This window comes from Pelagibius sp. (assembly GCF_965227505.1).
GTDB lineage: Bacteria > Pseudomonadota > Alphaproteobacteria > Kiloniellales > Kiloniellaceae > Pelagibius.
In genome coordinates, this window is the sequence record NZ_OZ245757.1 from 949848 (window position 1) to 971567 (window position 21720).

Annotated in this window: 22 protein-coding genes; 7 read left to right on the forward strand and 15 right to left on the reverse strand. The window is 63.3% G+C overall.

What is annotated here, in order from left to right:
• Positions 1-14 precede the first annotated feature (14 nt).
• Entirely contained in the window at positions 15-797 is a 783-nt protein-coding gene (flgH, locus tag ACO06P_RS04550; RefSeq protein ID WP_420348821.1) for a flagellar basal body L-ring protein FlgH, read from the forward strand.
• A gap of 93 nt (positions 798-890) precedes the next feature.
• Here the strand turns inward: flgH and dksA are convergent, their stop codons facing one another.
• Positions 891-1307: an RNA polymerase-binding protein DksA gene (gene dksA, locus ACO06P_RS04555; protein ID WP_420348822.1), complete on the reverse strand. Its 417-nt coding sequence runs from the start codon at positions 1305-1307 to the stop codon at positions 891-893.
• A 152-nt stretch (positions 1308-1459) separates the two neighbouring features.
• Positions 1460-1873: a flagellar assembly protein FliX gene (locus tag ACO06P_RS04560; protein WP_420348823.1), complete on the reverse strand. Its 414-nt coding sequence runs from the start codon at positions 1871-1873 to the stop codon at positions 1460-1462.
• Between the two features lie 301 nt (positions 1874-2174).
• Here ACO06P_RS04560 and flgI point away from each other — a divergent pair, with 301 nt between their 5' ends.
• The 6 genes from flgI to fliW are packed head-to-tail and all read left to right on the forward strand — an operon-like array spanning position 2175 to position 7554.
• Positions 2175-3314, forward strand: a complete 1140-nt coding sequence (gene flgI / locus ACO06P_RS04565; protein WP_420349698.1) for a flagellar basal body P-ring protein FlgI — start codon at positions 2175-2177, stop codon at positions 3312-3314.
• A 2-nt stretch (positions 3315-3316) separates the two neighbouring features.
• On the forward strand, positions 3317-3658 hold the full coding sequence (locus tag ACO06P_RS04570; protein ID WP_420348824.1) for a rod-binding protein: 342 nt from the start codon (positions 3317-3319) through the stop codon (positions 3656-3658).
• On the forward strand, positions 3655-4116 hold the full coding sequence (locus ACO06P_RS04575) for a hypothetical protein (protein WP_420348825.1): 462 nt from the start codon (positions 3655-3657) through the stop codon (positions 4114-4116). Before ACO06P_RS04570 ends, ACO06P_RS04575 begins: the two co-directional genes overlap by 4 nt.
• Before the next feature lie 48 nt (positions 4117-4164).
• On the forward strand, positions 4165-6048 hold the full coding sequence (gene flgK, locus ACO06P_RS04580; protein WP_420348826.1) for a flagellar hook-associated protein FlgK: 1884 nt from the start codon (positions 4165-4167) through the stop codon (positions 6046-6048).
• 16 nt (positions 6049-6064) lie between these two features.
• On the forward strand, positions 6065-6985 hold the full coding sequence (locus tag ACO06P_RS04585; RefSeq protein WP_420348827.1) for a flagellin: 921 nt from the start codon (positions 6065-6067) through the stop codon (positions 6983-6985).
• 56 nt (positions 6986-7041) lie between these two features.
• Complete coding sequence (gene fliW, locus ACO06P_RS04590; RefSeq protein WP_420348828.1) at positions 7042-7554, forward strand: flagellar assembly protein FliW; 513 nt, start codon at positions 7042-7044, stop codon at positions 7552-7554.
• Positions 7555-7707: 153 nt separating this feature from the next.
• On the opposite strand, the gene ACO06P_RS04595 is transcribed toward fliW, so the two are convergent.
• The 13 genes from ACO06P_RS04595 to ACO06P_RS04655 form a co-directional block, all read right to left on the reverse strand.
• Entirely contained in the window at positions 7708-9882 is a 2175-nt protein-coding gene (locus ACO06P_RS04595) for a tetratricopeptide repeat protein (protein ID WP_420348829.1), read from the reverse strand.
• Positions 9883-10115: 233 nt separating this feature from the next.
• Positions 10116-10547 (reverse strand): flagellar export chaperone FliS, encoded by a 432-nt coding sequence (gene fliS, locus ACO06P_RS04600; protein ID WP_421938176.1) that lies wholly within the window; start codon positions 10545-10547, stop codon positions 10116-10118.
• Between the two features lie 100 nt (positions 10548-10647).
• Positions 10648-12375 (reverse strand): flagellar filament capping protein FliD, encoded by a 1728-nt coding sequence (gene fliD / locus ACO06P_RS04605; RefSeq protein ID WP_420348831.1) that lies wholly within the window; start codon positions 12373-12375, stop codon positions 10648-10650.
• An 81-nt stretch (positions 12376-12456) separates the two neighbouring features.
• Complete coding sequence (locus ACO06P_RS04610; RefSeq protein WP_420348832.1) at positions 12457-12843, reverse strand: flagellar protein FlaG; 387 nt, start codon at positions 12841-12843, stop codon at positions 12457-12459.
• 104 nt (positions 12844-12947) lie between these two features.
• Positions 12948-13781 (reverse strand): flagellin, encoded by an 834-nt coding sequence (locus ACO06P_RS04615; protein WP_420348833.1) that lies wholly within the window; start codon positions 13779-13781, stop codon positions 12948-12950.
• A gap of 84 nt (positions 13782-13865) precedes the next feature.
• Entirely contained in the window at positions 13866-14717 is an 852-nt protein-coding gene (locus tag ACO06P_RS04620) for a flagellin (RefSeq protein WP_420348834.1), read from the reverse strand.
• Between the two features lie 84 nt (positions 14718-14801).
• Positions 14802-15647 carry a flagellin gene (locus ACO06P_RS04625; protein WP_420348835.1) on the reverse strand — a complete coding sequence of 282 codons (846 nt, stop codon included), beginning with the start codon at positions 15645-15647 and terminating at the stop codon, positions 14802-14804.
• Between the two features lie 84 nt (positions 15648-15731).
• Entirely contained in the window at positions 15732-16565 is an 834-nt protein-coding gene (locus tag ACO06P_RS04630) for a flagellin (RefSeq protein ID WP_420348836.1), read from the reverse strand.
• A gap of 84 nt (positions 16566-16649) precedes the next feature.
• Positions 16650-17483: a flagellin gene (locus ACO06P_RS04635; protein ID WP_420348837.1), complete on the reverse strand. Its 834-nt coding sequence runs from the start codon at positions 17481-17483 to the stop codon at positions 16650-16652.
• 507 nt (positions 17484-17990) lie between these two features.
• Positions 17991-18857 (reverse strand): flagellin, encoded by an 867-nt coding sequence (locus ACO06P_RS04640; protein WP_420348838.1) that lies wholly within the window; start codon positions 18855-18857, stop codon positions 17991-17993.
• Between the two features lie 84 nt (positions 18858-18941).
• Entirely contained in the window at positions 18942-19781 is an 840-nt protein-coding gene (locus ACO06P_RS04645) for a flagellin (protein WP_420348839.1), read from the reverse strand.
• An 84-nt stretch (positions 19782-19865) separates the two neighbouring features.
• Positions 19866-20717, reverse strand: coding sequence for a flagellin (locus ACO06P_RS04650; RefSeq protein ID WP_420348840.1), 852 nt, complete (start codon positions 20715-20717; stop codon positions 19866-19868).
• 93 nt (positions 20718-20810) lie between these two features.
• On the reverse strand, positions 20811-21644 hold the full coding sequence (locus ACO06P_RS04655) for a flagellin (protein WP_420348841.1): 834 nt from the start codon (positions 21642-21644) through the stop codon (positions 20811-20813).
• Positions 21645-21720 lie beyond the last annotated feature (76 nt).

The window sequence follows — 21720 nt, forward strand, 5'->3', positions numbered from 1 at the left end:
GGGGAGCACGAAGCATGACCTCCAGCCACACCAGCAACCGCCGGGGCCTTGGCGCCCTGCTGTGCCGCGCGCTGCTTCTGGGCATTGCCGGACTCTCGCTCAGCGCCTGCAACATGCTGACCCGGCTGTCCGAAGTCGGCGAAGAGCCGCAACTCTCTGCCATCGAAAGCCCGGCCCCACTGGCCGGTCCGGAAGCGGTGTCCCTGCCGATGCCGGCCCCCATCGAGGTGGAGCGCCAGCCCAACTCGCTCTGGCGGCCGGGATCGCGCGCTTTCCTGAAGGACCAGCGGGCCGGAACCGTGGGCGATATCCTGACCGTGATCATCGAGATCCAGGACAACGCGGCGATCAACAACACCACGACCCGGAGCCGCACCAACGCCGAGGACGCCTCGGCCAGCGCCTTCCTGGGCTACGAGGCCAGCCTCGCCGACATCCTGCCGGAGGCGGTCGATCCGACGGACCTGGTCGACCTCGACAGCACCTCCTCCTCCGAAGGCAGCGGCGGGGTCAACCGTACCGAGTCGATCAACCTGCGTGTCGCCGCGCTGATCACCCAGGTTTTGCCCAACGGCAACCTCGTTCTCGCCGGCCGCCAGGAGGTCCGGGTCAACTACGAGAAGCGCGAGTTGCAGGTGGCGGGCATCATCCGGCCGGAGGACATCACCTCGCAGAACACCATCGGTTACGATCAGATCGCCGAAGCGCGCATCGCCTACGGCGGCCGCGGTCAGATCTCGGACGTCCAGCAGCCGCGCTACGGCCAGCAGGTCTTCGACATCATCTGGCCGTTCTGACAACCGCTCCTTTTCACGCCATCCTCGCAGGCAACGAAAAAGGGCCGCGTCGACAACGCGGCCCTTTTGCTTTTGGCTGAGCGGCAAGCGACATCAATCGTCGCGGTGGGTCCGCTCCATGCGTTCGTGGCGCTCCTGAGACTCGATGGACAGGGTCGCGATCGGGCGGGCTTCCAGGCGCCGCAACGAAATCGGCTCCCCCGTCTCCTCGCAGTAGCCATAGGAGTCCTCTTCGATGCGGCGCAGCGCGGCATCGATCTTTGAGATCAGCTTGCGCTCCCGGTCACGCGTCCGCAGTTCCAGCGAGCGGTCGGTTTCCAGAGAGGCGCGGTCGGCAATATCGGGTTCGTGTAAAGAGACTTCCTGCAGGTGCTGCAACGTCTCGCCGGATTCGCGCTGCAGTTCATCCTTCCAGGCCAGCAGTTTCTGACGGAAATACTCACGCATCTTCGGGTTCATGAAGGTCTCGTCCTCGCTGGGACGATAGTTCTTCGGCAGCTTTACAGTCATCCCTGGTCCCGTTAATGAGTACCAAATCGCGCCGGGAGTATATGGAATTTGCCTTGCCCGGCAAGCCTTTGAACGCATCAAATCTTCTTGTGGCGAGACGGCCCTGCGGGGGGCCGTCGACCGGCGCTTCTGTGCGGTTCCCCGCCGGCCGGTCAGCGCCCGCGCTTGGCCAGTTCGACCGCCGCGCGAATCTCGATTTCGTTCACGATTTCAGCCAGTTTCGGGTCCTCGATCGACCCTTCCCGCTGGGCCAGAAGGGCGCCGAGCTGCTCCAACTGGGCTATCGGAACCTCGCCGAACATCAGCGCAAGGCGCAGGTCTTCCAGCTCGTCGAGAATATCTTCCGCCCGGCGCCGGCCGCGGCTGGGGCCCGCCGAGGCGTCTGAAACCTCCTGAATCGCCAGGAGCGCGCTGACCGCCTGAACCGGCCCACCGCCGCTGGTGCCACCGGCCTCCTGCGCGGAACCGGCAAGGGCTCTGGCAAAGCCGCCGTCCGCAGTGGAGGAGGCACCGGCTTTTTTGCGCTTTGCCGCGCTGCGAGGCCCCGAGAGGCGGTCAATCTTCATGGCCTGTCCGACACTGGCTGGTTCTTCAGCGACACTGCGCCGGCGCGGTTAATAACGGGTTAACCTACTGAAAAACCGGCAATATTTTCCCGGGCCAGGGTGATCCCTTTTTGCCGGGCAGCGGGCCTGCGGCTGACACGGGCCACCAGAACCGGCGGAATTCCGCCGTTTTCAGAGGCGCTTCAAAGATCGGGCGTTTGGCACGCCTTTCGCATTCCCTAGACCGAACAAGGAACCCACGACGCGGAACGACCTGATGAACCCTGTCCTGCCCCCGCTTCTGTCCATGGCCCGGCCGAAGATGATTCGCCCGGTCGGCGCCGCAGCACAGCTGCTGCAGTGGCTGTGCCTTGCGGTCTGCCTGCTGCTGGCCTCGGGTCTCGACAGCGTCCAGGCACAGTCGCGAATCAAGGACCTGGTGGATTTCGAGGGCATCCGCGACAACCAGCTGGTGGGCTACGGCCTCGTGGTCGGCCTCAACGGCACCGGCGACGATCTGGACAGCGCTGTCTTCACCCGCGAGAGCCTGATCGGCATGCTGCAACGCATGGGTGTAAACGCGCGGGATGACGATCTCGATACGGACAACGTCGCCGCAGTGATGGTCACCGCCAACCTTCCCCCCTTCGCCCGTCAGGGCACGCGCATCGACATCCACGTCTCGGCCATCGGCGACTCCGAGAGCCTTTTGGGCGGCACGCTGCTCGTCACCCCGCTGCTGGCGGCGGACGGCGAAGTCTATGCTGTCGCCCAGGGCGGCATCGCCGTCGCCGGCTTCAGCGCGGCCGGCAATGGCGAGACCATCGTGCGCGGCGTGCCGACCGCCGGACGCATCGCCAACGGGGCGATTGTCGAGCGGGAACTGGGCTTCGAGATGGAGCAGATGCGCTCCATAAAGCTCGCCCTGCGCAACCCCGACCTCACCACCGCACGCCGCATCGCCGATGCGATCAACAGCTTTGCCGGCGAGACGGCGGCCCGCTCCCTGGACCCGATGACGGTGCGGGTGTCGGTGCCCTCGCGCTACAACGGCGACACCGTCGCCATGATGACCGACATCGAGCAACTGCCGATACGGGTCGACCAGCCGGCCCGGGTGATCATCGACGAGGCCTCCGGCATCATTGTCATGGGCGAAAACGTGCGCATCAGCACCGTGGCCATCGCCCAGGGCAACCTGACCATCCGCATCACCGAAACGCCGCAGGTCAGCCAGCCCAACGCCTTTTCCAACACCGGCAACACCGAGGTCGTGGACCGCACGGAAATCGAGATCGACGAAGACGCGGACAACCGCCTGGCCGTCGTCCCCGCCGGAGTCAGCCTGCAGGAGCTGGTCAACGGGCTCAACGCACTCGGCATCGGACCGCGGGACATGATCTCCATTCTTCAGGCGATCAAGGCCGCCGGCGCCCTGCAGGCCGAGATCGAGGTGCTCTGACCATGCTGCAGGCCCCCGTAAGCCCCTTTGTCGCCGGTTTGGAGGCCGCAAGGCCCCAGGCCGGCGCGTCTGCCAAGACCACGCCCGCCGGGACCCTGGAAGCGGCGGAGCGCGCCGCGAAGAAGGCCGGCGAGGAGTTCGAGGCCCTCTTCATATCGGAAATGCTCGCGCCGGTGTTCAAGAACCTCAAGACAGACGGGCTTTTCGGCGGCGGCTCCGGCGAGGAGATCTACCGGTCGATGTTGGTTCAGGAGTACGGCAAGGCCGTGGCCAAGGCCGGCGGCGTCGGCATCGCCGAATCGGTGCAGCGCGAAATCCTCAAGATGCAGGAGATGCAGTCATGATCGAACAGCAGTCCGAGGCACAGCCGCCGTCGCCGGCGGAACTGCGTCAGGTCATCCAACTTGTCGAGGATCTTACGGCCGTCATGAGCCGTGAGGTCGAGCTCTTGCGGGCTATGCGGGTTCGCGACTTCGGCGAGCTTCAGGACCACAAACTGGCGCTGGTGCAGAGCTACGAAAAGCAGACGGAGGCGCTGCGCAGCAATCCGGCCTTCGCGGAGCTGATCGACCCGCGCCTGCGCGAAGAGCTGACCGACGTCATGGAGCGCATGCACGCCGTGATGTCCGAGAACGAAACCGCCATCAACGCAGCCCGGGCCGCCAACCAGCGGATCGCCACGGCCATCGTCAACGCCGTGCAAAGCTACCAGAGCGAGTCGAGCGGCTACTCGAACAACGGCGGCGCCAGCCGCTCGGCTGGCCAGCCGCCGGTTTCGGTGCAGATTGACCAGCAGCTTTAGTCCTCAGCCAAGGCAAACCGCGGAACAGATGAGAGAGAGACGCCAAAGATGTCGCTGAGTATCGCTCTTTCCAGCGCCCTGGCCGGACTCCAGGTGAATCAGACCGCCTTGCAGGTCACCTCCGGCAACGTCGCCAACGTGAACACGCCGGACTACGCCCGCAAGGTTCATCAGCAGCAGAACCGGGTCCTTGGCGGCCAGGGCAACGGCGTTGAGACCGCCCAGATCGTCCGGCGCATCGACCAGTTCCTCCGCCGCGACCTGATGAGCGAAACCACCGTGCTCGGCAATGCGGAAGTCACCGCTGACTACTACAACCGCATGCAGGCGATGTTCGGCTCCCTGGGCAACAACAACGCCCTGGGCAACTCCATCACCGACCTCGCATTGGCGATCGAGAACGTGGCCAACAGCCCGGAGGTCGCCGCCCACCGTTTCGACGCCGTCAACGAGGCCGTCGAAATGGCGCAGTACTTCAACAATATGGGCACCGACATCCAGAACCTGCGCACCCAGGCCGATGCGGAAATCAATGCTGCGGTCGACATCATCAACGCCGAGCTGGAGATCATCGCCGACCTCAACTCGCAGATTGCGAACAACATCACCAAGGGCCTGCCGGTCGGCGACCTGGAGGACCGGCGGGATGTGGCGGTCAAGACCATTTCCGAGTACATGGAGCTGCAGGAGTTCACAGACTCCTTCGGGCAGATCCGGCTGTTTACGGCTTCCGGCCGCTCCCTGGTCTCCGGCACCTCCTACGGCACGCTTTCCTACACCGTCACCCCCTTCATGACGGCCAACGAGACCTATCCGACGACCATCAGCGGCATCTACCTGAACGGCGGCGCGACGCCTCCGCCGACCAGCGACATCACCACAGAGATCCGCGGCGGCAAGCTGCAGGCGCTGATCGACATGCGCGACAACACTCTGCCGGCAATGACCGAGCAGCTCGATCAGCTCGCCGGCCAGATGCGCGATTCCCTGAACCGTGTCCACAATCGCGGCGCCAACACGCCGATGGGCCAGGGTACCGGCGCTGCCGACCCGGCCGCCATGTACGGCACAAGAGTGATCAACACACCGACCGATCCGCTGACCCTGGGCTCCGACGTCAGCTTTGCCATCCTCGACGCAAACGGCAACGCTGTCAGCGCACCGCTGACCATCGCCGCCGGCGCAACGACGCCGAACGCAATCATCGCCGCGATCAACGGCCATCTGACGGCGGCGCCGGGCTACGGCACTGCGGCCTGGAATGCCGACCGCATGGAAATCAAAATGGAGCCGGGTTTCCGCCTGGCTATTCTCGACAACGGTCCGGCCGCCGACTTCGGCGACGCGACCATCCAGTTCGACGCCGACGGCGACACCGCGCAGGAAACCTATATGGGTTTCTCGAACTTCTTCGGCCTCAACGACATGTTCGAGACGCCGGAGCTGAGCACCGGCATTCCCGCCGCCACCAACCAGGGCAGCCAAACCGGTATCTCCAGCACCATTGCGGTCCGTCAGTCGCTGGTGGACGACCCCTCCTACCTCTCCAGGGGCATGCTGCGCGGGACCCCGCCGGCCCTCTCCCTCGGCGTCGGCGACAACGAGATCGCCCAGCAGCTGGCCAACGCCTTCGGGGAAAACCTGACCTACAACAGCGTTGCCAACGGTCCGTCGTCGACCAGCACGACTTTTTCCGGCTATGCCGGGGTGGTTCTTTCCTTCAACGCCTCGGCCACCGCGGCAGCGGAAGACACCCTGGACTTCCAGACCTTCTTCTTCGAGGACCTCCAGGCCAAGTTCCTCTCGGAGGCCGGGGTCAATATGGATGAAGAGTTGGCCAACATGACCATCTTCCAGAACGCCTACAACGCTTCGGCCCGTATCGTCCAGGTGGTGGACGAGATGCTCGAAACGCTTCTGAACCTGACCTAAGGATGGGAGCCCGCTGATGTTCCGCGTTGCAGACTTCGCCCAGTACCAGCTCACGATGTCCTACACGATGCGCACCCAGAGCAGCGTCGCCGAACGCCAGATCGAGATTGCCAGCGGCAAGCGCGCGCAGCAGTACTCAAGCATCTCCACCGACGCCAGCGAACTGGTCAACATCGAGCGCTCCGTGGCGCGGACTGGACAGTTCAACCGCAATATCGACCAGGCGCTGACGCGGCTGGGGGTCATGGAATCCTCGGTCGCCATCATGGTCGAGCGCGCCACCGAGGTTCTGGCGATCATGAGTTCGGCAATCTCGGGCGAGAACATCAACGATGTCCCGCTGCAGGAGTTCTCCGCAACCTTCCTGGCCGAGGCGGAGTCCCTGCTGAACACCTCGCACGAGGACCGCTATCTCTTTGCCGGCTCCCAGACCGACGCTCCGGCTGTCGACCTGGCGGACGTGGCCTACACCCCGCAGGCCGGCCTGCCCGGCGTCTTCACCGCGGACTTCGACTATTACCAGGGCGACACTCTGGGCCTGACCGTGCGGACCGACGAGACCTTCGAGACCACCTACGGCATCACGGCCGATGAGCCGGCCTTCGAGGAGATGCTCCGCGCGCTTTCCTACATGGACTACGCAGGCGCCAACCTGGACGGCGCGGTTCTGGAACAGGCCTATACGATGATGAAATCTGCCGTCGACGGGCTCAGCGACATTCGCGGAAGGATCGGCGCCAGCAGCAAGGTCCTGGAGGCCGCCAGCAGCGGCCATGACGACTACCTGACCTATGCCACCAACCTTGTCTCGACCCTGGAGGATGTGGATGTCGCCGAGGCGACGACCCGCCTGGCGCAAGACGAGGTCCAGCTCCAGGGCTCCTATCTGGCGCTCTCGAGGATCAGCGAGTTAAGCCTTTTAAACTACCTTAGATAGCGATTTCGTAACCACAGGACGGCGATAATATCTCCGTCACCAGTAAGGAGTTAACCATGCCCCGCGAACACATGGCAGCCAAGAAGGCAGCACCAGAAGCCCCTGGAGCGATGGCCTCGGCACCGCTGTCCGAGGGGAATGACAAGAAGACGATCGATACGCGCTTCGGGACCATTGAGTTTGATCTGGATCAGGCCCTGAACTTCCCGAAGGCGATCCCCGGCTTCACCGGCTACCACACCTTCGGCCTGGCCATGGTGCCCAGCGAGACCCAGTCCAGCTTCATGCTGCTGCAGGCGCTGGAGCCCACCGACCTCTCCTTCATCGTGCTGCCCTACGACCCGGGCGCGGCGCTGATTGAACCGAAGGACATCGAGACGGCCCAGCAGCATCTCGGCATCGGCGCCGGCGACTGCGCAATCATGCTGATCGCAACCTTTCGCAGGATCGGCGACAGCTTCGAGACCTCGGTGAACATGCGTGCGCCGATCTTCATCGATACCGCAAACCGCCTCGCCTGGCAGCATATCCTGCCGAACGACCGCTACGACGTGCGCCACACCCTCTAGGCTGCTTCGCTGCAAAGCTTCCGTCGAAGAAGCGACAAAAAAGGGCCCGCTCGCAGCGGGCCCTTTTTTATCTTCCGGGCATACTCGGCCAGATGCGCTGGGCAGGATGCGCTGGGCCAGCTGGGCTGGGCCAGCTGGGCTGGGCCAGCTGCGCTAAAAGGCTGCCGCCTCGACGCGGGCCTTGAGCGCCCGGGCGATACGTTCAATCAGAACCGGCCATTCTTCGGTCCAGTTTCGCTGCCAGATCATGCGGTTCGGCAATCCGTAGTCGCCCGTCACCGGCTGGTCGGGGCGACTCGCCCCGGCCATCATCAGCCAGACCTCCGTACCCATCGCGTCGGCGATGCGGTTCGGCGATGACGATGTGGAAACCACCAGATCGAGCTGCGCGGTCAGGGCGAAGGCACCGTCAAGATCCATCCTCAGATCGAGGTCGTCCCAGCGATGGATCTTGATTCCGAACATCTCCTCGGCTTTGCTCATCTCTTGTTCGTCGGGGTCATACTGCACATTCACGAACTGCGCCCCCGGGATCTTCAGTATGGGTTCCCACATCTCCAGATCGGTGTAGTGGATGTCGCGGTCGCGGTGGGAGAACTTACTGCGCCAGCAGATGCCGATCTTGGGGCCTTCCGGAACATCGGCCAGACGTTCGGCCATTTCATCGAACCTTTCCGGATTCGGAATCAGATAGCCCTTGCTGTCCTTGCCTCGTTCCCAGCAGGCGAAGGCCGCTTCGATGTCGTCTTCAGGATAGGTCTTGGCGATGGCCAGGTCTTCCTGACCGAAGGGAAAATACTGCATCAGATTGCCGGCGGGCAGATGAAGATCGCAGTCTTCGCGCTCCCAATCGTTCTTGCCGTTCAGACGCTCGGGCAGAAACCTGGCCTCGGGAAAGCTGCGCTGGAAGATGTCGACCAGGCGCTTGTCGGACTCGATAACGACCTCTTTCGCCTTGTCCACAATGTGCTGGAACCGCCGGGCGAAGTCGATCTCGTCGCCGACGCCCTGCTCGCGCCACACCAGAATCCGTTTGTCGTGGATATCCTCGCCCTGCCAGCGGGGCACCTGGAACCTGCGGTTTGGCAGACGCAGCCCGCCGGTCAGGCCGGCATCGAAGTGCTCCCAGGACTCCTCGAAAAAGCCGTTGGTCCAGAGAGACCGCGCGAGAGAAAACTCCAGGCCGTGATGCTCGGGCTTCAACTTGTGGGCAAGGCGGAACTTCTCCAGCGCCTGCTTGTGCAGCCCCTGCTCCTGATAGACCAGACCCTTGTTGTGATGGAATTCGCCGCGCTCGTCCTCCAAGGCCAGGGCCTGGTCGTAGGACGCATGAGCCTTGTCGAGATCGTGCAGCAGGCGCAGAGCGTTGCCGAAGTTGAAGTAGCTGGTCGCAAAACTTGGCTGGAATTCCATCGCCTTGCGGAAGCAGGCCAGGGCTTCCCTATAGCGATGAAGATCCATGTAGACGTTGCCCAGGTTGGATTGAGAGGCGCCGCTGCTCGGATCAAGATCGACGCCCTTCTTTGAGTACTCCAACGCCTCTTCGGGCTTCTTCAGTTCGCGCAGCACCATGCCTAGATTCACGTAGGCTTGCGCAATGGTCGGGTCCGCTTCGATGGCTCTGCGGCACGCTTTCTCGCCAAGCTCGTGCTTGCCATGGTCAATGGCAATCTTGCCGAGGTTCACGTGGGCCTCGGCGTAGTCGGGCTTGATCGCGGCCGCCATGCTGTAGGCGTCGATGGCCTCCGACTCCGCGCCTTGCATCTTCTTGATCAGGCCCAGGTGGTAAAAGGCAATGGCGTCCCGCGGATTCAGCTTGATCGCCACGACAAGTGCCTCGGTCGCCTGATCGAGAACACCGGCATCGATCAGCAGAATTGCCAGATCGCGATAGGCGTCGGCGTATTCCGGGTTCAGATTGAGGGCCGTGGTGTAAGCGTTGGCAGCCGCATCCATCTCGTTGAAGGTATGCAGCATCTTGCCGTGCAACCTATGCACCTCAGGCTCCATCGGCGCGGCCTCCAGCGCACGCTTCATCAGCTTGCGAACGTCAAGAAGCTTGCGCTGGTTCATGTACACATGAGACAGCAAGGCCATGGCAACGCCGTTGCCGCGATCCGAATTCAGAGCACGCTTCAGAAGGTTTACGGCATCCTTCCAGCGTTTGGCCGCGATCTTCTCGCGGGCCGTATCGATCATTTTTCCCGTGTTGCGCAGCGGTCGGGCGCCCTTGCCCTCGCGGTGCCGGCGCTTCTTTGAGGAGCCTTTGGCCTTTCGTTCCTCGCCGGCCCCGACGTCGGCGTCTGGGGCTGCCTGCTCGTAGCTCATGATATCTTGCTCTTCGGATGCCTAGAGTTGCGACTGCCGGTCGGACCGGCGACATGCCGGCTGCCTGGCGAACAGGCAGGTTAAGCCGCGATTCACTAAGAGAACCTTTCCGGCCGTTAACATTTCTGTCGTGATGGGCCCTTGCAGGACGGGCCAGGCGCTGGATCGGGCTGTTCCGCCGGCGTCGGCGGCCATGCCGGCAGCCGAAGGCCGAGCTTCAGGCGCAAAGGGCCTCAGATTGAAATCGTGAGGGAGGAGGCCTCAGGCGGACGCTCGGGTTCCTGCGCGGGCTTGGCCGGCTTGGCCTCCTGGGCCTTGCCGTCCGGCGACCCGGTACGCTGCTCGTTCTGAGCCAGTTCGGACCAGCTCGCCCGCACCTCGCTGAGCGCGGTGATGATACCGTCGCAGATCTGCGCCGAGTTCTTCATGTTGACCTGCTGTAGGTCGCGGAAAATCGTGTGGTAGAACTGGTCGAGCATCAGCGAGATGTTCCCGCCCTTCTCGAAATCCAGGTGCGACTGCAGGCCGACCAGGATCTTGCAGGCCTTCTGGGTGGCATTGAAGCGGTCCTCGATGCGCCCCTCCTCGATGGCCGTCTTGGCGTTGGCCACCTCCTTGATCATCGCGTCATAGAGCAGCACCACGGCGCCAAGGGAGGAAACCATCTTGGAAGCGGTCTGATATGCGGAAAGAGCATTGAAAGACTGCGTCAAGTCACCAAACCTCAAGCATGATCACGGATGGGAAGGCCTCTGCGAAGCCGGCCTAGTCGTCGCCGCCCTTGAGAAAAGCCTCGAGCTGGCTCGAAGCGGCCTCGGCGGCGGCGACGGCACGCTCCATGGCAGCGTATTTCTCAATCAGCTTGTTCTGAAAAATCACCAGCCGCGCCTCCAGGGATTCGATCTGATCGACGAAATCCTCGTTCTGGGCCTGCAGGCGGTTCACCTCTTCGGTGATCAGCCCGTCGCCCTGGTTGATATAGTTGTCAAGGCGCTGATAGAGCCGCTCGGCGATACCGGTCGAGGTGGAAATGCTGATGCTTTCCGCCGGCTCGGCGGGATTGCGGTTGTAGGCCAGCGTCATGCCCTCGTAGACCGTCCCGTCCAGCCCGCGCAGCAGGCCGCCGTCGACCTCGAAGGCGTCGACACCGTCAACCTGCAGGTTGGTGCCGTCGATGGCACCCGCCGGAACGTCGATGGTGAAGTCACCGACGTTCAGAAGCTCGTTGCGGGCGATCATGCGGATGTCGGGCGAGCTGGACTGAAATCCGAACTCGAAAACACCGCGCACCTCGTCCAACTTGTCGACCAGATTGGCGTCGAGCGCACCATTGTCGACGGTCAGGGTCCCGTCTTCGGAAAGCTCGATGCCGACGCCCCGCAGGGTCGCGAGCGCCGTGGAATCAAGCCCGTCCACCAGATCGGCGAGATCGGTCCCGAGATCCCGGCCCAGAGAGCGCAGCAGGTTGTCACCGAAGAGGATCGCCGAGGCATCCACCTCCCCGTCTTCGGAAACGACCTGTTGGGAGTTCAGGAAGGTCTTGACGTCGTTGTAGGCCGCCACGAAGCCTTCGATCTGCGCCTTCACGCCGGAGAGATCGGGCTCGATCTCCAGGGTAATCGTCGTGCCGGTCGAATCGCTTTCCTTGAACAGATCAAGAGTCACGTTGTCGATCAGATCGTCAATCTCGTTCGAGTCCCGCTCGATCACCGTGGGAATGCCATCGAGGCGGAGCTGAGCCGGCTGCGAGGGCTGCAGAACAGTCGTATAGGTCGCGCCGTTGTCAGCAGAGACATCCAGACCGGTGGCTCCCAGGATCTGGCCGGTCGTACCGCTGAGCTCGATGTCTTTGTTGGTCTCTTCCGCGGTGAAGACGATCCGGAAATCGTTGTCGGCGATCTTCAGCGCCGAGGCCCGCACGCCGGTCGTCCCGGTCACGGCGTTGATGGCAAAGACAACGTCGGTGGCCGTCATATCCGCCGTGATGTCGATGGTCGCCGTCTCTTCGGCCGCAGCGCCCGCCAGGTTGATCGTCAGCGTTTCCGTGATGCCCAAGCCGGTACTGACGTCGGTCAGGGTGCCGCCGGAGATCTTATGCGCCTCCGCGATCTGATCGACGATGATCTCGTAGACCCCCGGCGCGGCATTGTTCGTCGCTGTCGCGCCCAGGATTTCCGTTGCGGGCGTGGCTGTGTCCGATGTGATGAAGGCGGACTTCTGCTCGAAGACGTTGCTCAGAATGCCGGTGGAACCGGGCGGATTGCGCAGGGCGTTGACGCTCGACTGCAGCGTTTCCAGCAGCGCCGTGAATTCGTTGAAGGCGGCGACCCGCGTATCGTTGTCGGAGATCCGGTTGTTGAGCCGGTCGATGGGGATACGCTTGACCGCCAGCGAAGCCTCAATAATGGCCGCCGTGTCCAGACCGGAGAATGACCCGGTCAGGAGCGGTGAGTTCCCGATAAAGGAAACGGTGCCTTGGGTACCTGCAACCATCAGACTCCTCCTAACCGCCCAATGCTAGCGCCCCAATCGCTCAAAATTCGTTAAGAATTGTTGGTTATCAATGTGTTAAACTCACGCAATCACGCTCGATTTGGGCCGGGATACGGCGCTCGGCGACGCCTTTTCGATAGGACGAAATGCCTTTTCCGGTGGAAATTCCACCAGAACATCTCCACTTTCGCGATCGTACACCCGCACAATCAGTCGGCCGCTGTCCTGATCGCGGTAGGTCGTCAGGGCCGAATTCGGGGCGCTTTGGCGCAACACCGGCTGGCTGGCGGCCCGCCCCGCAGCCGGCTCCACCGCATCGCTGCGAGGTCCCGTCCCCGGGCCTGACAATGCCGCGGGCCGGTCGCTTTTGGCGACCGCTGCGGCGTTCGAACCTTTGCCGCCGGCGGGTGCCGAAGCGCTGCGTTGCGGTGCGACCAGCGCCGTGGAACTCAAGAGTGTCGTGTCCATTGTCCTAAGCCCTCCTTACGCGGGCTCGTCTACCGGTCCGGAACGGCCGGGATGATGCCCTGAAGCGCCACCCCGGCCTTGCTGGTCCGGACCTGGGTCGAGACCTACTGCAGGACCCGCAGGAGTGACTGCGGGATCTGGTTGGCCTGCGATACGGCCGAGACCGCCGCCTGAACCAGCACCTGGTTTGACACCAGCTTGCTTTGCTCAGCCGCCAGATCGACGTCCATGATCGCAGACTTGGCCGCGTCGATGTTCTCCAGCGAGGTGGCGATCTGCTGACCGCGGAACTCGAAACGGGAGATCAACGCACCAGCCGTCGCCCGTGCCTCCGAAACCGCGTCGATGGCCGTGTCGATCGCGTCCATCGCGGCCGAAGCAGCGGGGGCGGCGCCGACCGAAAGGTTGACGCCCAGGGTTGCCGCGCCAAAGGCGGAAAAGCCCGTGGCCAGCCCCTGGAAGTCCACCGTGATGGTGTCGGAGACATCGGTACCGACGAAGTAGTCGGCCGTGGCAGGACCGCCATCCAGCAAAGATTGACCGTTAAAGCGCGTGGTATCGGCAATATCGGTAATCTCGCTGACCAGTTCCTGGTATTCGGCATCGATGAAGCCGCGTTCCGTATCGGTCGGCACGCCCGACAGCGACTGGGCCGCCAAGGCCTTCATCCGCTGCAGAACGTCGGCGATACGGCCGAGGCCGCCATCGGCAACCTGCACAACGGAAGCACCCTGGGAGGCGTTGATCCCCGCCTGGGTGAGCGCCGTGACATCGGCCTTCAGACGGGTGCCGATGGCAAGACCGGCGGCATCGTCCGAGGCCTTCACGATGCGCGAGCCGGAGGCCAGCTTGCCCACCGAGGCCGAAGCCTGGGACGAGTTTTTGTTGAGATAACGAAGGGCGGAGTTGGCCGCCGTATTCGTAGCAACAACAGGCATAATTCAATTCCTTCTACTTGAAGAGCCCCCGCCCGCCCCTTGGCAGGACGAGCGGAATGAACCGGCCTACTTGGCCAGCGACGCTTACTGCAGGACCCGCAGGAGTGACTGCGGGATCTGGTTGGCCTGCGACACGGCCGAGACCGCCGCCTGAACCAGCACCTGGCTGGACACCAGTTTGCTTTGTTCAGCCGCCAGATCGACGTCCATGATCGCGGACTTGGCCGCGTCGATGTTCTCCAGCGAGGTGGCGATCTGCTGACCGCGGAACTCGAAACGGGAGATCAACGCACCGGCCGTCGCCCGCGCCTCGGAGACCGTATCGATGGCCGCATCGATCACCGACATGGCACCGGCTGCCGCGGTGGCGGTAGCCACGTTGGTGTTGGCAGTCGCGGCAATGCCCAGCGCGGTCGAGGTATAGCCGTCAACGCCGGAAAGGGCGGTGAAGGCCACCGTGATGGTGTCGCTGACGTCGGTACCGACGAAGTAATCGGCAGCCGCAGCGGCAGCCGTCGCACCATCCAACAGGGAAGCACCGTTAAAGCGCGTTGTACCCGCAATATCGGTGATTTCCTGCCGCAGCTCCTGGTACTCGGCGTCGATGAAGCCACGCTCCGTATTGGTCGGCACGCCCGACAGCGACTGGGCCGCCAGGGCCTTCATCCGCTGCAGAACATCGGCAATACGGCCGAGACCACCGTCGGCGACCTGCACGACCGAGGCACCCTGGGAGGCGTTGATGCCCGCCTGGGTGAGCGCGGTGACGTCGGCCTTCAGACGCGTGCCGATGGCAAGACCGGCGGCGTCGTCAGAGGCCTTCACAATGCGCGAGCCGGAGGCCAGCTTACTGACCGAGCTCGTCGCCTGGGACGAGTTACTATTGAGGAAACGAAGGGCGGAGTTGGCCGCCGTATTCGTAGCAACAACAGGCATAGTACAGTTCCTTCTACTTGAAGAGCCCCCGCCCGCCCCTTGGCAGGACGAGCGGAATGAACCGGCCTACTTGGCCAGCGACGCTTACTGCAGCACCCGCAGCAGGGACTGCGGGATCTGGTTGGCCTGCGACACCGCCGAGACCGCCGCCTGAACCAGCACCTGGTTTGACACCAGCTTGCTTTGTTCAGCCGCCAGATCGACATCCATGATCGCAGACTTGGCCGCGTCGATGTTCTCCAGCGAGGTGGCGATCTGCTGACCGCGGAACTCAAAACGGGAGATCAAAGCACCAGACGTCGCCCGCGCCTCGGAGACCGTGTCGATGGCCGTATCGATCAGCGCCATGGCAGCGGTCGCTGCTACGGCCGAGGCCACATTGATCGCAGCGGTCATGCTGAGCGCCGTCGAGGTATAGCCGTCAACGCCGGAGAGAGCGGTGAAGGCCACCGTGATGGTGTCGCTGACGTCGGTACCGACGAAGTAGTCGGCAGCCTGGGCAGCGGCAGCACCACCATCCAACAGAGAAGCACCGTTAAAGCGCGTCGTGATCGCAATATCGGTGATTTCCGAGCGCAGCTCCTGGAACTCGGCGTCGATGAAGCCGCGTTCCGTGTTGGTCGGCACGCCTGACAGCGACTGGGCCGCCAGGGCCTTCATCCGCTGCAGAACGTCGGCGATACGGCCGAGACCGCCGTCGGCAACCTGCACCACCGAGGCACCCTGGGAGGCGTTGATCCCCGCCTGGGTGAGCGCGGTGACGTCGGCCTTCAGACGCGTGCCGATGGCAAGACCAGCGGCGTCGTCGGAAGCCTTCACGATGCGCGAGCCGGAGGCCAGCTTGCCCACCGAGGCCGAGGCCTGGGACGAGTTGTAGTTGAGAAAACGGAGAGCCGAGTTGGCCGCCGTATTCGTAGCAACAACAGGCATGGTTCAATTCCTTCTACTTGAAGAGCCCCCGTCCACCCCTTGGCGGGGCAGCCGGGATAAGCCGGCCTACTTGGCCAGCGACGCTTACTGCAGGACCCGCAACAGGGACTGCGGGATCTGGTTGGCCTGCGACACCGCCGAAACCGCCGCCTGAACCAGCACCTGGTTGGACACCAGCTTGCTCTGTTCAGCCGCCAGATCGACATCCATGATCGCAGACTTGGCCGCGTCGATATTCTCCAGCGAGGTCGCGATCTGCTGACCGCGGAACTCGAAACGGGAGATCAACGCACCAGCCGTGGCCCGCGCTTCCGACACCAGGTCGATGGCCCGGTCGATCGCCGACATGGACGCCGAAGCGCCCGTCGCCGAAGCGACGTTACCGACCACACCGAGCCCCGTGGAGGTGAAGGTGGTCGCACTGGCCGCCAGGTCCTGGAAGTCCACCGTGATGGTGTCGCTGACATCGGTACCGACGAAATAGTCGGCTGTCGCAGCGGCACCACCCAGCAACGACTGGCCGTTGAAGCGGGTCGTGTTGGCGATGTCCGTGACCTCGGATTTCAGCTCCTGATACTCGGCATCGATGAAGCCGCGCTCCGTATCGGTCGGCACGCCCGACAGCGACTGGGCCGCCAGAGCCTTCATCCGCTGTAGAACATCGCCGATTCGGCCGAGGCCGCCGTCGGCGACCTGCACAACGGAAGCACCCTGGGAGGCGTTGATCCCCGCCTGGGTCAGAGAGGTGACATCGGCCTTCAGACGCGTGCCGATGGCAAGACCGGCGGCATCGTCCGAGGCCTTCACGATGCGCGAGCCGGAGGCCAGCTTGCCCACCGAGGCCGAAGCCTGGGACGAGTTGTAGTTGAGAAAACGGAGAGCCGAGTTGGCCGCCGTATTCGTAGCAACAACAGGCATGGTTCAATTCCTTCTACTTGAAGTCGTTCCAGCCACCCCCTGCGGGAGCGGACGGGATGAGCCGGCCTACTTGGCCAGCGACGCTTACTGGAGGACCCGCAACAGGGACTGCGGGATCTGGTTGGCCTGCGACACCGCCGAGACCGCCGCCTGAACCAGCACCTGGTTTGAGACCAGCTTGCTCTGTTCAGCCGCCAGATCGACGTCCATGATCGCAGACTTGGCCGCGTCGATGTTCTCCAGCGAGGTCGCGATCTGCTGACCGCGGAACTCGAAGCGAGAAATCAACGCACCGGCCGTCGCCCGCGCCTCGGAGACCGTATCGATGGCCGTATCGATCAGCGCCATGGCGCCGGTCGCACTGGCCGCGGTGTCAACGGCAACGTCGACGCCCAGCGCAGCGGCCCGGAAGTCGGCTGTCGCCGCCGCCAGGGTACCGAAATTGACGGTGATGGTGTCGCTGACGTCAGTCCCGACGAAGTAATCCGAAGCGCCGGCGGTACCGACCAGCAGCGACTCGCCGTTGAACCGGGTGGTCAGGGCGATATCGGTAATCTCGCTGACCAGTTCCTGATACTCGGCGTCGATGAAGCCGCGTTCCGTATCGGTCGGCACGCCTGACAGCGACTGGGCCGCCAGGGCCTTCATCCGCTGCAGAACGTCGGCAATACGACCGAGACCACCGTCGGCAACCTGCACCACGGAGGCACCCTGGGATGCGTTGATCCCCGCCTGGGTCAAGGCGGTGACGTCGGCGTTCAGACGCGTGCCGATGGCAAGACCGGCGGCATCGTCCGACGCCTTCACGATGCGCGAGCCGGAAGCCAGCTTGCCCACCGAACCTGACGCCATGGACGAGTTGTAGTTCAGAAAACGGAGGGCCGAGTTGGCCGCCGTATTCGTAGCAACAACGGGCATGGTTCAATTCCTTCTACGTGAAGTGCCCCCACCACCTCCTGCGGCGGGGTGCATTGAGTGCCCTACTTGGACACCCGGAACCCCGACGCCGGACGGAATCCGGGCGCAGTGGTCCGAAGCCTCCTAAGCAAATCGAATACCAACATCAGGATGAGTCCGAAAGAGCGATGCTCTATGAACACTTAGATAATGAAGTTGATTATGATGATAGATGCTCTACCGGACAAAACGGCAAGTTCTGCCGCTGTACGCGGCAAGAATTGCCCAGTACAGGCAGTAACGCGGCAGATTTTGCCGCCCGTGCATCTCGCTGTGGACGTCAGGCTGGAATCGGCTGACGACGGGAAGCTTTCGGAAAGACGGGTGCCGCGATGCCGTGATCGCGGCGTTCTTTTTTGACGGACAGCGCCCCCTGCTGTCCCGTTCGCGCAAAAAAAAGGGGTGCCGGCGAACCGGCACCCCTCTCTCGAAAGCCCTACTCCTAAGAGAAGGCGTTCTCTCCTGCGCCTACTGCAGGACCCGCAGGAGTGACTGCGGGATCTGGTTGGCCTGCGACACGGCCGAAACGGCCGCCTGAACCAGCACCTGGTTCGAGACCAGCTTGCTCTGTTCAGCCGCCAGATCGACGTCCATGATCGCAGACTTGGCCGCGTCGATGTTCTCCAGTGAGGTCGAGATCTGCTGACCGCGGAACTCGAAACGGGAGATCAGCGCACCCGCCGTCGCCCGTGCCTCGGATACTGTGTTGATCGCAACATCGATAGCCGCCATGGCAACCCCTGCGGCTGTGCCAGTGCCAACGCTCTGAGCAACACCGGCGAACAAAGCCGGCGCCGCAAAGTTGGTAACGGCGCCAGGAGCGGCAACAAGATCGTTGAAGTCGACCGTGATGGTATCCGTGACGTCGGTGCCGACGAAATAGTCAGCCGTGGCCGCGGCGGGCGCGCCGGCCGCAGAAACGCCCAGCAGGGTCGCTCCGTTGAACCGGGTCGTCGTCGCAATATCGGTGATTTCACCGACCAACTGCTGGAACTCGGCATCGATGAAGCCGCGTTCCGTATTGGTCGGCACACCCGACAGCGACTGGGCCGCAAGAGCTTTCATCCGCTGCAGAACATCGGCAATACGGCTGAGACCGCCGTCGGCGACCTGCACAACGGACGCACCCTGGGAGGCGTTGATCCCAGCCTGGGTCAGGGCCGTGACGTCGGCGTTCAGACGGGTGCCGATGGCAAGACCGGCGGCATCGTCCGACGCCTTCACGATGCGCGAGCCGGAGGCCAGCTTGCTGACCGAACCCGACGCCTGGGATGAATTGTAGTTGAGAAAACGGAGGGCCGAGTTGGCCGCCGTATTCGTAGCAACAACAGGCATAGTACAGTTCCTTCTACTTGAAGAGCCCCCGCCCGCTCCCCATGGGAGCGAGCGGATTGAACCGGCCTACTTGGCCAGCGACGCTTACTGCAGCACCCGCAGCAGGGACTGCGGGATCTGGTTGGCCTGCGACACCGCCGAGACCGCCGCCTGAACCAGCACCTGGTTTGACACCAGCTTGCTTTGTTCAGCCGCCAGATCGACATCCATGATCGCAGACTTGGCCGCGTCGATGTTCTCCAGCGAGGTGGCGATCTGCTGACCGCGGAACTCGAAACGGGAGATCAAAGCACCGGCCGTCGCACGCGCTTCCGACACCGTGTTGATGGCGTTGTCAATTGCCGCCATGGCCGACTCCGCGTTGACTGCGGTATCAACAGCTTGAGCCGCACCGGAGAACAGCGCCAGAGCCTGGAAGCTGGCCGTCGCGGCCGCCAGATTCTGGAAGTCCACCGTGATGGTGTCGCTGACGTCGGTGCCGACGAAATAGTCAGCTGCCGCAGCGGCACCATCCAGCAACGACTGGCCGTTGAAGCGGGTCGTATCTGCGACGTCGGTGATCTCGAGCACCAACTCCTGGAACTCGGCATCGATGAAGCCGCGTTCCGTATTGGTCGGCACGCCCGACAGCGACTGGGCCGCCAGGGCCTTCATACGCTGCAGAACATCGGCAATACGGCTAAGACCGCCGTCGGCGACCTGCACGACCGAGGCACCCTGGGAGGCGTTGATGCCAGCCTGGGTCAGAGAGGTGACGTCGGCGTTCAGACGCGTGCCGATGGCAAGACCGGCGGCGTCGTCAGAGGCCTTCACGATGCGCGAGCCGGAAGCCAGCTTGCTGACCGAGCTCGACGCCTCGGACGAGTTGTAGTTGAGAAAACGGAGGGCCGAGTTGGCCGCCGTATTCGTAGCAACAACAGGCATAGTACAGTTCCTTCTACTTGAAGTCGTTCCAGCCACCCCACAACAGGATGGCCGGGATAAGCCAGCCTACTTGGCCAGCGACGCTTACTGCAGCACCCGCAGCAAGGACTGCGGGATCTGGTTGGCCTGCGACACGGCCGAGACCGCCGCCTGAACCAGCACCTGGTTTGACACCAGCTTGCTTTGCTCAGCCGCCAGATCGACATCCATGATCGCAGACTTGGCCGCGTCGATGTTCTCCAGCGAGGTGGCGATCTGCTGACCGCGGAACTCGAAACGGGAGATCAACGCACCGGCCGTCGCACGCGCCTCGGACACTGTATTGATCGCCGCGTCGATCACCGCCATGGCGACGGAGGCGGCGCCGGCGCTGGCCACGTTGGTGTTCGCCGTCGCGGCAATGCCCAGAGCAGTCGAGGTATAACCTTCAACGCCGGAGAGGGCGGTGAAGGCCACCGTGATGGTGTCGGTGACGTCGGTACCGACGAAGTAGTCGGCGGCATCGGCGGCAGCCGTCGCACCATCCAACAGGGAAGCACCGTTAAAGCGCGTTGTACCCGCGATATCGGTGATTTCCTGCCGCAGCTGCTGATACTCGGCATCGATGAAGCCGCGTTCCGTATTGGTCGGCACGCCCGACAGCGACTGGGCCGCCAGGGCCTTCATCCGCTGCAGAACGTCGGCGATGCGGCCGAGACCGCCGTCGGCGACCTGCACCACGGACGCACCCTGGGAGGCGTTGATCCCCGCCTGGGTCAAGGCGGTGACGTCGGCGTTCAGACGCGTGCCGATGGCAAGACCGGCGGCGTCGTCCGAGGCCTTCACGATGCGCGAGCCGGAGGCCAGCTTGCTGACCGAGCTCGTCGCCTGAGACGAGTTGTAGTTGAGAAAACGGAGAGCCGAGTTGGCCGCCGTATTCGTAGCAACAACAGGCATAGTACAGTTCCTTCTACTTGAAGTCTTCGCCCTGCCAAGCCTCTCGGCAAGACGCTCCCAGCCGACCTACCTGGCCGGCATTTCAACTGACGCTTACTGCAGGACCCGCAGGAGGGACTGCGGGATCTGATTGGCCTGCGATACAGCCGAGACCGCCGCCTGAACCAGCACCTGGTTTGAGACCAGCTTGCTCTGTTCAGCCGCCAGATCGACGTCCATGATCGCAGACTTGGCCGCGTCGATATTCTCCAGCGAGGTGGCGATCTGCTGACCGCGGAACTCGAAACGGGAGATCAAGGCACCGGCCGTGGCACGCGCCTCGGAAACCAGGTTGATCGCCGTGTCGATCGCCGACATGGACGCCGAAGCGCCCGTCGCCGAAGCGACGTTGCCGATCACGCCAAGACCCACAGAGGTGAACGCGGCAGCACCGCCAGCCAGATCCTGGAAATCCACCGTGATGGTGTCGTTGACATCGGTACCGACGAAGTAGTCGGCCGTGGCAGCGTTACCATCCAGCAACGACTGGCCGTTGAAGCGGGTCGTCAGGGCGATATCGGTAATCTCGGACTTCAGCTGCTGATACTCGGCATCGATGAAGCCGCGCTCCGTATCGGTCGGCACGCCCGACAGCGACTGGGCCGCCAGGGCCTTCATACGCTGCAGAACGTCGGAGATACGGCCGAGACCGCCGTCGGCGACCTGCACCACGGAGGCACCCTGGGAGGCGTTGATGCCAGCCTGGGTCAGAGAGGTGACGTCGGCGTTCAGACGCGTGCCGATGGCAAGACCGGCGGCGTCGTCTGACGCCTTCACGATGCGCGAGCCGGAGGCCAGCTTGCTGACCGAGCTCGTCGCCTGGGACGAGTTGTAGTTGAGAAAACGAAGGGCGGAGTTGGCCGCCGTGTTCGTAGCAACAACAGGCATGGTTCAATTCCTTCTACTTGAAGTCGTTCCAGCCACCCCCAGCGGGAGCGGACGGGATGAGCCGGCCTACTTGGCC

Coding starts and splice junctions, on each gene's coding strand:
- flgI (WP_420349698.1), top strand. CDS start 2,175: ATGATTCGCCCGGTCGGCGCCGCAGCACAGCTGCTGCAGTGGCTGTGC.
- ACO06P_RS04610 (WP_420348832.1), bottom strand. CDS start 12,843: ATGGACACGACACTCTTGAGTTCCACGGCGCTGGTCGCACCGCAACGC.
- ACO06P_RS04620 (WP_420348834.1), bottom strand. CDS start 14,717: ATGCCTGTTGTTGCTACGAATACGGCGGCCAACTCCGCCCTTCGTTTC.
- ACO06P_RS04635 (WP_420348837.1), bottom strand. CDS start 17,483: ATGCCCGTTGTTGCTACGAATACGGCGGCCAACTCGGCCCTCCGTTTT.
- ACO06P_RS04575 (WP_420348825.1), top strand. CDS start 3,655: ATGATCGAACAGCAGTCCGAGGCACAGCCGCCGTCGCCGGCGGAACTG.
- ACO06P_RS04640 (WP_420348838.1), bottom strand. CDS start 18,857: ATGCCTGTTGTTGCTACGAATACGGCGGCCAACTCGGCCCTCCGTTTT.
- ACO06P_RS04645 (WP_420348839.1), bottom strand. CDS start 19,781: ATGCCTGTTGTTGCTACGAATACGGCGGCCAACTCGGCCCTCCGTTTT.
- ACO06P_RS04585 (WP_420348827.1), top strand. CDS start 6,065: ATGTTCCGCGTTGCAGACTTCGCCCAGTACCAGCTCACGATGTCCTAC.
- ACO06P_RS04570 (WP_420348824.1), top strand. CDS start 3,317: ATGCTGCAGGCCCCCGTAAGCCCCTTTGTCGCCGGTTTGGAGGCCGCA.
- ACO06P_RS04625 (WP_420348835.1), bottom strand. CDS start 15,647: ATGCCTGTTGTTGCTACGAATACGGCGGCCAACTCGGCTCTCCGTTTT.
- ACO06P_RS04560 (WP_420348823.1), bottom strand. CDS start 1,873: ATGAAGATTGACCGCCTCTCGGGGCCTCGCAGCGCGGCAAAGCGCAAA.
- dksA (WP_420348822.1), bottom strand. CDS start 1,307: ATGACTGTAAAGCTGCCGAAGAACTATCGTCCCAGCGAGGACGAGACC.
- ACO06P_RS04615 (WP_420348833.1), bottom strand. CDS start 13,781: ATGCCTGTTGTTGCTACGAATACGGCGGCCAACTCCGCCCTTCGTTAT.
- ACO06P_RS04630 (WP_420348836.1), bottom strand. CDS start 16,565: ATGCCTGTTGTTGCTACGAATACGGCGGCCAACTCGGCTCTCCGTTTT.
- fliW (WP_420348828.1), top strand. CDS start 7,042: ATGCCCCGCGAACACATGGCAGCCAAGAAGGCAGCACCAGAAGCCCCT.
- ACO06P_RS04655 (WP_420348841.1), bottom strand. CDS start 21,644: ATGCCTGTTGTTGCTACGAACACGGCGGCCAACTCCGCCCTTCGTTTT.
- ACO06P_RS04595 (WP_420348829.1), bottom strand. CDS start 9,882: ATGAGCTACGAGCAGGCAGCCCCAGACGCCGACGTCGGGGCCGGCGAG.
- flgK (WP_420348826.1), top strand. CDS start 4,165: ATGTCGCTGAGTATCGCTCTTTCCAGCGCCCTGGCCGGACTCCAGGTG.
- fliS (WP_421938176.1), bottom strand. CDS start 10,547: ATGGTTTCCTCCCTTGGCGCCGTGGTGCTGCTCTATGACGCGATGATC.
- fliD (WP_420348831.1), bottom strand. CDS start 12,375: ATGGTTGCAGGTACCCAAGGCACCGTTTCCTTTATCGGGAACTCACCG.
- ACO06P_RS04650 (WP_420348840.1), bottom strand. CDS start 20,717: ATGCCTGTTGTTGCTACGAATACGGCGGCCAACTCGGCTCTCCGTTTT.
- flgH (WP_420348821.1), top strand. CDS start 15: ATGACCTCCAGCCACACCAGCAACCGCCGGGGCCTTGGCGCCCTGCTG.